11 protein-coding genes and 2 pseudogenes are annotated in these 12,221 nt (G+C 61.7%); 8 read left to right on the top strand and 5 right to left on the bottom strand.

The features are described 5' to 3' along the window. Nucleotides 1-37: 37 nt before the first annotated feature. Nucleotides 38-1,051 (bottom strand): hypothetical protein, encoded by a 1,014-nt coding sequence (locus X741_RS151545; RefSeq protein ID WP_023778157.1) that lies wholly within the window; start codon nucleotides 1,049-1,051, stop codon nucleotides 38-40. Here X741_RS151545 and X741_RS1000000168360 point away from each other — a divergent pair. After that, nucleotides 1,021-1,315, top strand: a pseudogene (locus tag X741_RS1000000168360) (IS481 family transposase); the annotation flags it as partial. The gene X741_RS151545 and the pseudogene X741_RS1000000168360 sit on opposite strands and share 31 nt — an antisense overlap. 169 nt (nucleotides 1,316-1,484) lie before the next feature. On the opposite strand, the gene X741_RS151550 reads toward X741_RS1000000168360, so the two are convergent. The 3 genes from X741_RS151550 to X741_RS151555 all read right to left on the bottom strand — a co-directional run bounded on the left by X741_RS151550 (nucleotide 1,485) and on the right by X741_RS151555 (nucleotide 3,894). Beyond that, a complete protein-coding gene (locus tag X741_RS151550; protein ID WP_023778156.1) occupies nucleotides 1,485-2,105 on the bottom strand; it encodes a nitrogen fixation protein NifQ in 621 nt (206 codons plus the stop codon). 331 nt (nucleotides 2,106-2,436) lie between these two features. Continuing rightward, nucleotides 2,437-2,637 carry a ferredoxin gene (locus tag X741_RS0134710; RefSeq protein ID WP_023770879.1) on the bottom strand — a complete coding sequence of 67 codons (201 nt, stop codon included), beginning with the start codon at nucleotides 2,635-2,637 and terminating at the stop codon, nucleotides 2,437-2,439. Nucleotides 2,638-2,676: 39 nt separating this feature from the next. Next, entirely contained in the window at nucleotides 2,677-3,894 is a 1,218-nt protein-coding gene (locus X741_RS151555; protein ID WP_023778155.1) for a cytochrome P450, read from the bottom strand. Nucleotides 3,895-4,321: 427 nt separating this feature from the next. Here X741_RS151555 and X741_RS1000000170890 point away from each other — a divergent pair. Beyond that, a pseudogene (locus X741_RS1000000170890) lies at nucleotides 4,322-4,655 on the top strand (hypothetical protein); the annotation flags it as partial. A 99-nt stretch (nucleotides 4,656-4,754) separates the two neighbouring features. Here X741_RS1000000170890 and X741_RS151560 read toward each other — a convergent pair. Continuing rightward, nucleotides 4,755-5,822 (bottom strand): hemin-degrading factor, encoded by a 1,068-nt coding sequence (locus tag X741_RS151560; RefSeq protein ID WP_023778153.1) that lies wholly within the window; start codon nucleotides 5,820-5,822, stop codon nucleotides 4,755-4,757. A gap of 685 nt (nucleotides 5,823-6,507) precedes the next feature. Here X741_RS151560 and X741_RS151565 point away from each other — a divergent pair. From X741_RS151565 to X741_RS151595, 6 genes are all read left to right on the top strand, one after another. After that, on the top strand, nucleotides 6,508-6,828 hold the full coding sequence (locus tag X741_RS151565) for an iron-sulfur cluster assembly accessory protein (protein ID WP_023778152.1): 321 nt from the start codon (nucleotides 6,508-6,510) through the stop codon (nucleotides 6,826-6,828). A gap of 443 nt (nucleotides 6,829-7,271) precedes the next feature. Beyond that, entirely contained in the window at nucleotides 7,272-8,438 is a 1,167-nt protein-coding gene (gene nifS, locus X741_RS151575) for a cysteine desulfurase NifS (protein ID WP_023778150.1), read from the top strand. A gap of 25 nt (nucleotides 8,439-8,463) precedes the next feature. Beyond that, the gene (nifV, locus tag X741_RS151580) at nucleotides 8,464-9,672 is read left to right on the top strand and encodes a homocitrate synthase (protein WP_023778149.1); all 1,209 of its coding nucleotides are present in this window, start codon (nucleotides 8,464-8,466) and stop codon (nucleotides 9,670-9,672) included. Continuing rightward, entirely contained in the window at nucleotides 9,669-10,049 is a 381-nt protein-coding gene (gene nifW / locus X741_RS151585) for a nitrogenase stabilizing/protective protein NifW (protein ID WP_023778148.1), read from the top strand. The genes nifV and nifW overlap by 4 nt, the downstream gene beginning before the upstream one ends. A 188-nt stretch (nucleotides 10,050-10,237) precedes the next feature. Further along, nucleotides 10,238-11,089, top strand: a complete 852-nt coding sequence (locus X741_RS151590) for an electron transfer flavoprotein subunit beta/FixA family protein (protein ID WP_023778147.1) — start codon at nucleotides 10,238-10,240, stop codon at nucleotides 11,087-11,089. A gap of 17 nt (nucleotides 11,090-11,106) precedes the next feature. Beyond that, the gene (locus X741_RS151595; protein WP_023778146.1) at nucleotides 11,107-12,216 is read left to right on the top strand and encodes an electron transfer flavoprotein subunit alpha/FixB family protein; all 1,110 of its coding nucleotides are present in this window, start codon (nucleotides 11,107-11,109) and stop codon (nucleotides 12,214-12,216) included. Nucleotides 12,217-12,221 lie beyond the last annotated feature (5 nt).

Here is a 12,221-nt window from a genome sequence, read left to right as displayed (position 1 = left end):
AGTCGGTGACCCTTCGGCAGGACATCGTGCGTGACAGTTATGCGGCTCGCGACTTGAATTCACTAGAGGTTCCCGCGTCCTTGCGTCGCTTCGTCGCGACCCGCATCTCTGTAGCTCGTCTGCGCGGCTGAAACTGTACGATATGGGCGGTCGGCACCTCGCCGCGCATGAGCATGGCGATGTGATCACCGACGCGATTGGCGGCATCGACGAGAAGCACGTCGACACGCTTGAGGATGTAGCCACCAGTAACGCCGCCAAGCCGATGACCAAGCAGCGCCGCAATCGTGGGCATTGAAGCGCCCAGCTCTTCGGCAATGCCAGCGAAACTGTGCAGGCTGTGCAAGGTGATTCCATCAAGCGCTGCAGGCTGCTGAGAAACTTCCCCCGGGTCTGCCGCGGCGACCGCCGCCAGTTGCCGCGCTGTCTTCTGGACCGTGCGCCACAGACCGGGCAATCCCTTGTACCCGGCGCCATCTGCCTCGGCGGCGAAAACGAAATCGGAAATCGCATCCAGCTCATCGATGGTGGCGAACGCAGCGCGACCAAGCGGACGGAGCGAGAAACCTGTCTTTGTCTCTTCGAGAGCGATGCAGGTTCCGTTCGCATCAACCTCGTCCCACGGGAGATGCTCGCACTCTCCCTTCCTCACGCCGCTCATGGCGATGAAGCGGATGCCGGCGATACCAATCAGCCTGTGAAGTGGCTGGTCGTTGCGGTCGCGCTTGCACTCGAGCACCCTCAGGCTATCTGCGAGGAGGCGATACTGGTTGCAGTCAGCAGCGCCTTCTTCTGAGCATCGGCAAAGCGCGTACGCCCGTACCGGGTTCGCAGTGACGCGGTCATTCTCGATGCCCCAGGCGAAAATCGCCCCAAGCAGACCGAGAGTGCGGGTGATGGCACCCGTCCCGCCTTTGACAATCGATCGGCTGCGGAAGCCGAGCTTCTTGCCGCGGGCGGTCGCTTCCCGACAGTCCCGACCTTCATTGTCTGTTTGGACGATGTCCGAAGCGCGCGCTGCTCGATGGTTGTCTCTATGCCCTTCAGCCAACGATCCCGCATCTGACGCGCTCTGCCTTCAGCGCCATGGCATTTCGCGGTTGCCGCAGATCGGGCGCCGACTAGCCGGCCAAGCAGAAGTTCAAGGCCTATCTGATCGGCTATTTCCACGTCGATATCGCCCAGGCAGACCGCCGAGGGCAAGCTGCGCCTGTTCGTTGCCATCGATCGGACGTCCAAGTTCGCTTATGCGCAGTTGCACGCGACCGCGCACAAGATGACGATGGTCCAGTTCCTTCGGGATCTGATCGCGGCATGGTGCGGGTCGGGTCCTGCACCGCCATCATGACGGCGCCCGCCGAAGCGAGCATGGCGAGTTCGGACAGCAGGCACAGCATTCAATCCCCGAAGGTGTCCGTCGACATTCGACAAGAGACACATGGCGCGGCGCGAGCGCTGGCGCTGTACAATCTACGAAGCGGCTCTCAATCCGAGGCGATGCCGTCCTTGATCCGTGTGAGGCGGCTTTCGCCTTCCTCCGGGCCGAAGCAGCTTTCGAAATCATCGCAGTCCCGGCAACTGGGGGAGCTGCACAGCGAAAAGCCTTCGGCCTCGCAGAGCTTTCGATAAAAGTATTTTTTCCATTTCATGTTTTGGGTGTTGCCGGCCGCCAGCGTCGGAAAATGCCAGGCGAGCAGGCGGCCGAGGTCGGTTCGATTGAAAAGGCCAAGGTCCTGCCAGAGGTGGTCATTGCGCATGGCACGCCGGGCGATGATCTTGGCGAAGCGGGCGCTCGCCGGGTCGCCATGTCGGGCATGCGCCAGCAGCAGTCCATGCAGAAGTTCTTCTTCCAGATCCGGCTCGGGCTCGCTCACCTCTTTCAAGGCAAACGCGTTGATAGGAAAAGCAGGGAAACAGCGGACCAGGACATCGCGCAGCTCGGCGCGCGAAAGTCCGGTTGCCTCCGTCGCCGTTGCCTCGCCGGCCTCGATCTCCTCGAGCGCACGTGAAAGCACACAGGCAAGCACATGCTGGTCGAACCTCCTCTCCAGCTCAATGTGCGGCCATTGGCCGGTGCTGAGCCGGGCATAATGTTGGGCAAATATGGTGCGTTCTCCTGGTTTCGTCCTATCAATTCATGCAGAGACCCGGCCTGCCGCAACATGGGTCGGGCAGTTCTTCGGGTGTACGCAGTCGCGAATCGCCTCGCGGTCGAGTAGTTCGGCAATTCTCGTCTGGTCCACTCGGCTCTGTCGCAAATTCTGTGATTGGAAGGAGGCGTTTCGCGAACCGCGGCCCTGCCGTTTGCGCCTCACGGGGAACACAGGCGCCGGAAATGCCCCTGCAGAGTTTGGACGTGAACCGTGCGGGACAGAGGTCGCGTGCTGAGTGCGGCCACATGGTTCAAGCCCGCCAGACTCTCGGTTGAATGAGTCCTCAAAGCGCGCAGCGGGTGAGTTCCAGCGCACGTTCAGGACAGGATCGCACGCCTCGTGATGCAGGCAGTTCCTCCCCTTCCGCAACTTCAATGTCACCAAGCAGGATGTAACCGTCATCATCGAGTTTGAAGATGTCAGGCGCTTGCGCCGCGCATCGCGCGTGGCCCTGGCATTTGGCCTTTTGGACGATGATGCGCATGGCACTGCCTCCATTGTTTGTGCCCGGCTCGGGGCGGGCCTAAGACCAGTCCAGGATCAAATTTTCGATCCCGAACACATGGCCGCCAGAAGTTATCGGCGCCGTACCCTGCTTGATCCTGAAAGCCGGGATGCGCGCCAGCCACTCCTCCAGGCCAATAACAATCTCCCGCCGGGCAAGGTGTGAGCCAAGGCAACGGTGGGGACCATAGCCAAACGCTGCGTGGCGGTTGTCCTCCCGCTCCAAATCGATAGCGTTGGGGCATTCGAATTCCGCCGGGTCACGATTGGCAATCATGGTGGCGCAGGAAACATAGTCCCCCTTCCGGATCGGCGCGCCTTCGAAGTCGATATCTTTCGTAGCCACGCGGATCAACTGAATGGGCGAATAGGCCCGCAGCAATTCTTCGGTTGCGAGCGGGATGCGGTCCGGTTCGCTCCGCAGCAATTGCTGATCTTTGAGGTTGCGCGCGAGGTACGCCAAGTCAAAGCCTATAGCTGCTGCGACCGTGTCGAGCCCAGCGACGAAGACAAGCACGCCGATGCCGCGGACTTGGGTGTCCGTCAGCCGGCGGCCCTCGACCTGTGCCTGCACGATGAAGGTCATGAAATCGTCAACCGCCTCCTGGCGGCGCATGGCTGCAAGTTCGTCGATGAATGCCACGATCGTCCGGGCAGCCATAGGTCGTTCCTTATCGTCGCCGTGGAGCAGATCTTTTCCCCAGCCGACGAATGTATCGAGCCGGTCATCGGGCAACCCCAGAAAGCGAAGAAAGGTGCTCACCGCGAAAGGAAAGGCAAAATCCTTCATCGCGTCGCAGCTTATGCCCGATGCGGCGATCCTTTCGATCAGCTCGACCGCCCGTTCGCGGACAGCCGGCTCCAACACCCTCACCCGCTTTGGCGAAAGCAGCGGACTGAGCAGTGAGCGAAAAACGCCATGGGCCGGTGGATCGAGCTCAAGCGGGATCGTCGGCCAGTTTTCACCCAGTATGGAGGAGAAGATGCTGCGATGGCTGGAAAAAGTCTCTGCGTCCTGCAGCACCTTCCGCTGGTCCGCGGCACGGGTGACGACCCAGGTACCCCGGCCATCTTGCGTGTTGTAGCGGGAGTAAAAGATCGGAGGCCCGTCATGTACGCGAGCGACAGCTGCGTGTGGATCCCCGTTGAGTGTTGGTGGCATCCCTGGCGATGTAAACAGGCTGAAATCCCTCACCATTTCGGGTGGGACATGATCTGGAACGGGGTTGGTCGCCATTTTGTTTTCTCTACATTGGCGTTCATGGCTCGATTGAGATTGCACGGCTGTTCATAAAGTCGATTTCCAGCATGGGCACGTCTCTTGTCGGGCGCCTTCTAGATTCTGTCGCCTGATACAGCCCACCTGCACCAGCGCGGATGAGATCGGTTGCGAAGTCGATCAGAAGGGGCATCTCCGCCGCTCTGCGGTCATGAAGCAAAGCCGCCGCTTATCCCCGATAGGGTTGAGAGGTGGTCAATCACCGCTGAGCTCCGTGACGCACTGCTGACGCCCCGCTGACCAAATTGTCGAAGCAAGTCGCGTGCCGGATAGGCGTACCGATGGCGCTGCACCAAGCGATGCCAGCCTGCACTGGGCCCGCCGCTGGGATCACCTGTCCATCATTCTTAGGACAACGTCCGACAACCGACATCCGTGATCGGTTTTGTCGAGTCCGCGACATCAAGCTGTTCGGCCTGGCTGCTGCTGCACAGCGTTCCGGTCGACAAGCGAGGAGATCGCTCGCACGGCCCGGATTGAGCAACGACGCGATCCAGCGCAAGGATCGGCTGCGGTCCGACAAGACCCGACGGCGCTTGCGCGCGATGATCGGAATATCAACAAGGTCGAGCCGCGCTTCGGTTCGGCGCTGATAACTTATGCGTGGTATCGCTCGCAGCCGCTGCAAGGATTTCCGGTCAGACGGCGATGCACTCGTGCGCAGCAGTCCGGCCGGCGACGACCTTGACTGTATCGATGCGGTCCGTTCCGGCGTGCATCACCTGACCGCGCGTATGCGCTACGACCTCGCGAGCCGCTGTCGGAACGTGGTGCCGAGTCCTATGGCGGCCGGTTCAATCCGAGGGCCTGTCGGCACTCTATACATCCCTGTCGCTCGGACCGGGAATGCGTGGCAGACTCTCGGCCAGAAACCGCCAGTCGCTGCGCTCGCGTTCGCCTTCCTTGCGCGTGCCGAAGAACTGGATGATCATCTTGCCGTCGGCGCCATAGGCTTCAATGGACGTGACGTGACCGTCCCTCGTCGGCTTGCGCACGGCCCAGACCTCGCGGATGTGATGGGTCCTCAGATGCAGATGGAAGGTTTCGTCGAGCACATTGATCCGCGGCCCGATCTGCTTGACCGACTTGATCGGGCCGGAATGGATCTGGATGCAACCACGATTGCCGACAAAGCACATGATAGGCATCTCGTCTTCGGCCGCCTGTTGGAACAGGGCGCCAACGGCATCATTGTCGAGCAGCCAAGCGTAATCTTCGTCGGCCATACGCATTGCCTGGCAGCGGCTGAGCTTCAGTGTCTTCAACATATGGTAGAACTGATGCACGTCGCTCAGCCGGCTCCAGTGCTCGCGTAGGTCGTCGGCCGTGGCGGCTTGGTCTGGACTCACTGCGTTATCGCGCGCACGGCCCGCTTCGACCGATATGATCGGCTCCTGGTCGGAGGATACGAGCTGTGCCGCCAGATTCTGATAGGCCTGCAGGTTCGAGGCGGGCCTGAGATGTACTTTGTGCATCGCCTCGCCGGCGGCATCAAAGAATTGCAGGCTGCGGCGGATCTCGGCTCCCTCGCGCTTCTCGACGGCGAAGCCATACGCCCACGCTTTCGGGAAGATGCGCAGGTCGATGTCGTCGCCGAGCACCATGGCATGCTGGTTGCCGGTGACCACTTTGTCGTAGACGCCGATCTTTTGGTGCACGGCACTTTCGTTGCGGGTGAGCGCCATCACCTCGCCGACCGCTTCGAGGCCAGTCAGCAGATCATCGACGCGCGGCTCGATGCGCACCGCGCCGTGACCACAATGCGCCGCGACCAATTCGGCTTCCGAAATGCCCAATCGAGCGGCGAGATCATGCTCCCGGATTTTCGGATTGTCTTCGCACGCCCACCGTATTTCGTCCGGCGACGGTTTCTCGCGCTGGTCCATGTCTTACCCCTGATTCTACCTACGTGTAAGGATCAGCTGCCCTGCCGGGGAATCTTCAGCCGATAGGGCGGCCGTAATGCTCGCCCCTGATCTGCTGCTGGCCCATGAACAAAGTGTCGCTGGACAGCGTGCACACGGCGTCGCACCCGCGCGAAAACCGGCGAGCAGGCACATGCCGATGGCATCCCATCGAGCCGGTCGGCCGCTACTGGGCGGTGGTGAGCGAGTATGGGTGTTGTCGCAATCGGCCAGGCGGGCATTCGGATGCCACGGGCGGCGCTGCTTTGCCAAACAAGGCGTATCTGACCCGGTCCTGACATGTTGCCCCCTTGCTTCGCCCCATCCATCGCGAGGGCACCCACGGCATGATTGTGGATCGGCATACTCTTGCCGCCTCGCCTAAACGGAGCTTCAAAAACCGTGCCAATTGCGCCGAAGCAAGCTCAGAAGACGTTCTGTATTTGCTGATGTGAGTTCAACCAAGAACTCAGGCCCAACATCCCTCGTGGCGATCCCGACAAACCCGACAGTACGTGTCGGTTGGCCGACAGCTTCGCAGCAATGCACTCACAAGAAGCACGGCAGTGTCAGAGATGCCGCGCTGTGTTGAAACGTTTTTTTTCGCTTTGGCACGGTGCATGCGACGTGATGCGCAAGCAGGTCCCGGACTGAGGAGAATGGAGCCATGATTACGCTCACCGACAACGCTGTTGCCGCCTTCAAGACTGCTCTTTCCCGCGCCAGCGAGCCGGCGGAAGGCTTTCGCATTGTGGTCGAGGCCGGCGGCTGCGCCGGCTTCAAATACTTAATGGGCCTGGAGAGCGTGCCGCGCGAGGGCGACGCGATCACTGACACAGATGGGATCAAGCTGTTCGTGGACGCGGGCTCCCAACCCCATGTAGCCGGCATGACCGTCGACTTCCTCACCGGGCTCGAATCTTCCGGCTTTGTCTTCCATAACCCCAATGCGCGCGAGAAGTGCGGTTGCGGCAAGTCCTTCAGTTAAACGCCCGAAGCGCCTATGCGGCCGTCGGACTCATTTTGCGGCAGAGGAGACTTATATGGCCGGCACGACAGATGTCCCCGTCCTAAAGAACAAGGTAAGGTCAAAGCCGATTTCGGGACAGCCATTCGCTTCCCTAGGATGCAAAGAACGTTGCCTCCCGAAACAGCTCGGGTCCTGGTGTCACCCGAGCTGCTTGCGGACAAATCGCGCTGCTGTGCCAAATTCGGCTCATCGATAACGTTGTCGCGTTCGGGCGTCCTTACCTGCGGGCTGACGGCGGCCACTGCGAACATGTCCATCTCGACGGAGATCCGGTCTGCGTCAAACACTCCGGGCGTCTGCGCGGGCTGCCAGTTCAGCCCCATGATCATCAACGGCATGCGCCAGAGGCTCAACGAGTCGGTCCGCGCTCGCGTCATTCTGGTTAACTGAGGATCGCACCTATGAAGCCTGTCTATCTCGACAACAACGCAACCACACGGGTCGATCCTGCGGTCCTGCAAGCGATGTTGCCGTTCTTTAGGGATCAATTCGCCAACCCTTCGTCGGCGCACGCTCTTGGCGCCTCAGTCAGTGCGGCGGTGAGAAAGGCGCGGAGGCAGTTGCAAGCGCTGATCGGCGCGGAGTTCGACGATGAGATCACCTTCACCTCGGGTGGGACAGAAAGCGACAATGCAGCGCTTCTTTCAGCGCTCGAGGCGGCGCCCAACCGAACCGAGATCGTTACGTCCGCGGTCGAGCATCCCGCCGTGCTGACGCTTTGCGCGCATCTTGAGAAGACCCGCCGCGTCAAGGTGCATAGGATCCCGGTGGATTGCCGTGGCCGGCTCGACCTCGACGCCTATATGGCCGCCCTGACCCCAAGGGTGGCAATCGTTTCCATAATGTGGGCGAACAACGAGACTGGTGTGATCTTCCCCGTGGCCAGGCTTGCCGAGTTGGCCAAGCAAGTGGGCGCCCTTTTCCATACGGATGCTGTGCAGGCGGTCGGAAAGCTTCCGATGGACCTGAAGTCGACCGCAATCGACATGCTGTCGCTCTCCGGCCACAAGCTGCACGGGCCGAAAGGGATCGGCGCGCTTTTCGTAAAACGTGGCGTCAATTTCCATTCGCTGATCAAGGGGGGTCACCAAGAACACAACCGGCGTGCTGGCACCGAGAATACGCCCGGCATAGCCGGGCTCGGCACGGCGGCCGAACTCGCCTTGAAATTCATGGACGACGAGACCACACGGGTAAAGTCGCTCCGCGATCGCCTGGAGGGCGGGATCCTCCAGCGCATCCCAAGCACCTGTGTCACTGGTGATCCCCTGCAACGGTTGCCCAACACCGCAAACATCTCCTTCGAACATGTCGACAGTGATGGAATTCCACTTCTCCTCAGCCGCATTGGCATCGCGTGTTCTTCTGGCTCAGCCTGCACCTCCGGCTCTCTGGAACCAAGCCATGTCCTAAGCGCGATGAAAACGCCGCACGCGGCAGTCCGCTTCTCCTTGGCGCGGGACAACAGCGAAGAGGACATCGACCGGGTGCTCGAGGCCATGCCGGCAATCGTGGGGAAGCTGCGCAGCTTTTTCGGTTCTGGGCCGGGTAATCCGGTCTATGCGTGAGCGGCAGAAGAACAGGCTACCGGTCATGACCCGTCATGTCTCTCTCAACGATACGACCTTGCGCGATGGCGAGCAGGCGCCGGGCGTAGCCTTTACCACGACGGAAAAGCTGGAGATCGCTGAGTCTCTTGCGGCGGCCGGCGTCACAGAGATCGAGATCGGCACGCCGGTCATGGGCGCCGACGAGATCGAAACAATTCGCGCCGTGGTCGCGCGGCGTCTCCCGGTTCGGCTCATGGCTTGGTGCCGGATGACGTCGCTGGATCTCGATGCAGCGATCGAGAGCGGTGTCCACGCCGTCAATCTATCGCTGCCAGCGTCGGACATCCAACTTGCCGCCAAGCTCGGCCTCGACAAGGCGGGAGCGCTCCAGGTCATCGATCATATGGTCAGGCGCGCCGCCGCCGCCGGCTTCTTTGTCGCGGTGGGCTGCGAGGATGCCTCGCGGGCCAATCGGGATCATCTCGCCCGCGTCATCGAGACGGCTGCACGCGCTGGCGCAAGCCGCGTCAGGCTAGCCGACACGGTCGGTGTTCTCGACCCGTTTTCGACCTTTGAACTTGTCGCCCAGCTCGTCGCGCAGTCTCCAATCGACCTTGAATTTCATGCGCACAACGATCTCGGACTTGCTGGCGCCAACACGCTAGCCGCGATCCGCGCAGGCGCGCGCCATGCCTCCGTCACCGTCCTGGGGCTCGGCGAGCGTGCGGGCAATGCCGCGCTGGAAGAGGTGGCCGCCGCGATGGCGGTCTTCGGCGGCGCGGATACCGGCATCGAGCTGACCGCATTGCCCGGCCTCGCCGCCGAGGTGGCCTGGGCCGCCCGCCGGCAGACCGCGGCCACTAAGCCGGTCGTCGGCGCCGATGTTTTCACCCACGAATCCGGCATTCACGTCGCAGGGCTGCTGAAGGATTCGCGTACTTATCAGGGGCTTGATCCGGCTCTCGTGGGCCGCTGCCGGCGGATCGTCATCGGCAAGCATTCCGGCGCCACTGCGATTGCCCATGTGCTGAGCGAAAGCGGTCGCGATCTCGACCCGGATCTGGCAGCCGCGATGGTGGCCCGCGTCCGGCGCGAGGCGGCCGAGACCAAATCGACGCTCACTGCAACTCAACTGGTCGAGCTCTACGATAAAATGTGCAGCGAGGCGTCCCTCTTCGAGCTGTGCGGGTCCAGGTCAGCCGTGCGCGCGCGCGCAAAGGCCACAGTTTTGCGACCAGGGAGAATGCAATGAATTGTTCCGCTGACAGCCGCCCCATCGATGTCACAGACATCCTCGCACGACTGAAGCGCCTGTCGGCCGCGGAGGAGTTCTTCTCAGTCCTTGGCGTCTCCTATGACCCGAAGGTGCTGAATGTCTCGCGGCTCCATATAATGAAACGCGTGGGCCAATACCTTGCCGACGAAGATTTCTCCGGTCTGCCCGACCAGGTGATTGCCGCGAGGGTGCGCGCGACGCTCGAACGCGCTTACGAGGACTTTGCGATTTCCTCGCCGCTCACGCATCGGGTCTTCAAGGTGCTCAAAGACCACGATCCGAACAAACCTGCCGCGCCGGGTCACACCTTTGTCCCGTTCGACTCGGTACTGAAGCGGTTCGGACGGGAATGAGCGGCGACAAGGGTTGCGACGCGACAATGTCGAGCAGCCGACAAATCCGGTCATCACCACAGCGCCGTCAGAAGCAACCAGCCCAAGTTGTAGGAAAGGGGGCAGCGCAAGAGACTTGGCACGAATTATGCGGATCAAGGAGATAACCGCAATGCCCGCACCCGGACAGGAGCCTAGAGAAACCGCCAATGCACATCGTAATCTGCATCAAGCAGGTGCCGGACTCGGCACAGATAAGGGTCCATCCGGTGACGAACACAATCATGCGCCAGGGTGTTCCGACCATCATCAACCCTTACGACCTGTTCGCCCTCGAAGAAGCGCTCAGACTGCGCGATGCGTATGGCGGCGAAGTCACTGTGCTCACCATGGGTCCGCCCATGGCAGAGGACGCGCTGCGCAAGGCGCTCGGCTACGGCGCCGACCGAGCGGTGCTCTTGACCGACCGCTATTTTGCCGGCTCCGACACGCTGGCGACCTCGTTCGCCCTTTCACAGGCAATCGCGAAGGTCGGCGAAACGTTCGGCACGCCAGACCTCGTCTTCACCGGCAAGCAGACGATCGATGGCGACACCGCCCAGGTCGGGCCCGGCATCGCCAAGCGCCTCGGACTCCTGCAACTGACCTATGTTGCGAAGATCCCCTCTATTGACCTTGCTGCAGGCGAGATCAAGGTCGAGCGCCGCTCCGAAGGCGGCACACAGATGCTGAAGAGCAGGCTGCCTTGCCTCATCACCATGCTGGAAGGCACAAACGAGATCCGCCGGGGCTCGATCCACGACGCCTTGTGCGCCGCGCGCAGCCAGGTCTTGAAATGGAGTGCGGCCGACGCCGGCATTGAGGATCTCACCAAATGCGGCCTGCGCGGCTCACCGACCGTCGTCAAGCGTGTTTTCGCCCCCCCCGCGCGGTCTGAAAAGGCGGCACTAATCGACACCGCCGAGATGCCCTTGCGCGATGTCGCTGACGAACTCATCACCGCAATCTTCACCCGCCAGCCGGCGCTGGAACATGAGCTCGCCTTCAACGGCGGCGCGTGACGGCAAGGAGCAAAACGATGTCGACCGCGAACCGAGAAACCCCTCGCCCTGCCGCCGGCCGCGCCGGCATAAAGAAGGAGCTGCCCGCCCATTTCAAGGACTACCGGCACGTCTGGGTCTTCATCGAGCTCGAACGCGGCCAGGTCCACCCCGTATCATTCGAGTTGCTCGGCGAAGGCCGCAAATTAGCAGACAAGCTTCAGGTCCAGCTTGCAGGCGTCGTGCTCGGACCGCCGGGAGAGGCCGTCGGGAACGCCGTTGCCGAAGCATTCGCCTATGGTGCTGACCTTGTCTACATCGCCGAGGCGCCCCTGCTCGCCGACTATCGGAACGAGCCTTTCACCAAGGCGATGACGGATCTGGTCGATACCCACAAACCCGAAATCCTTCTTCTCGGTGCCACCACACTCGGCAGGGATCTTGCCGGCTCCGTGGCGACGACCTTGCAGACAGGGCTCACGGCCGACTGCACCGAACTCGATGTGGATACCGACAGTTCGCTCGCCGCCACGCGTCCGACTTTCGGCGGTTCCTTGTTGTGCACGATCTATACGCTCAATTTCCGCCCTCAGATGGCGACAGTGCGGCCAAGGGTCATGCCCATGCCGCAGCGGACGGATAAACCGGTCGGGCGTGTCATCCGGCACAAGCTCTCGCTTGCCGAGGACGAGATCGCTACCAAAGTCCTCGGCTTCCTGCCGGACAATCAGTCGGAAAAGGCAAACCTTGCCTATGCCGACGTCGTGGTTGCGGGAGGCCTTGGTCTTGGCGCGGCGGAGAACCTGCAGCTTGTGAAGAACCTCGCGCGAGCAATCGGCGCCGAGCATGGCTGTTCGCGCCCGTTGGTCCAGAAGAGCTGGATGCCAGCTGATCGGCAGATCGGCCAAACTGGCAAGACCATCCGGCCGAAGCTTTACATAGCGGCCGGGATTTCCGGCGCCGTCCAGCATCGGGTTGGCGTCGAGGGGGCGGATCTCATCGTGGCCATCAATACCGACCCGAACGCGCCGATTTTCGATTTCGCTCACCTCGGAATCGTCACCGACGCGATCCGCTTCCTGCCCGCACTGACGGAAGCCTTCACCCGGCGGCTGTCGCCCCACAGTCGCGATAAGCTTGCGAGCTAAGGGAC

Origin of the sequence: Mesorhizobium sp. LNHC221B00, from assembly GCF_000502935.1 — a bacterium.
GTDB classification, from domain to species: Bacteria; Pseudomonadota; Alphaproteobacteria; order Rhizobiales; family Rhizobiaceae; genus Mesorhizobium; species Mesorhizobium opportunistum.
Note: the sequence above shows the minus strand (reverse complement) of the source record. Positions and strands in the feature narration are given on the sequence as shown.

Coding starts and splice junctions, on each gene's coding strand:
- X741_RS0134710 (WP_023770879.1), bottom strand. CDS start 2,637: ATGCGCATCATCGTCCAAAAGGCCAAATGCCAGGGCCACGCGCGATGC.
- X741_RS151555 (WP_023778155.1), bottom strand. CDS start 3,894: ATGGCGACCAACCCCGTTCCAGATCATGTCCCACCCGAAATGGTGAGG.
- X741_RS151560 (WP_023778153.1), bottom strand. CDS start 5,822: ATGGACCAGCGCGAGAAACCGTCGCCGGACGAAATACGGTGGGCGTGC.
- X741_RS151565 (WP_023778152.1), top strand. CDS start 6,508: ATGATTACGCTCACCGACAACGCTGTTGCCGCCTTCAAGACTGCTCTT.
- nifS (WP_023778150.1), top strand. CDS start 7,272: ATGAAGCCTGTCTATCTCGACAACAACGCAACCACACGGGTCGATCCT.
- nifV (WP_023778149.1), top strand. CDS start 8,464: ATGACCCGTCATGTCTCTCTCAACGATACGACCTTGCGCGATGGCGAG.
- nifW (WP_023778148.1), top strand. CDS start 9,669: ATGAATTGTTCCGCTGACAGCCGCCCCATCGATGTCACAGACATCCTC.
- X741_RS151590 (WP_023778147.1), top strand. CDS start 10,238: ATGCACATCGTAATCTGCATCAAGCAGGTGCCGGACTCGGCACAGATA.
- X741_RS151595 (WP_023778146.1), top strand. CDS start 11,107: ATGTCGACCGCGAACCGAGAAACCCCTCGCCCTGCCGCCGGCCGCGCC.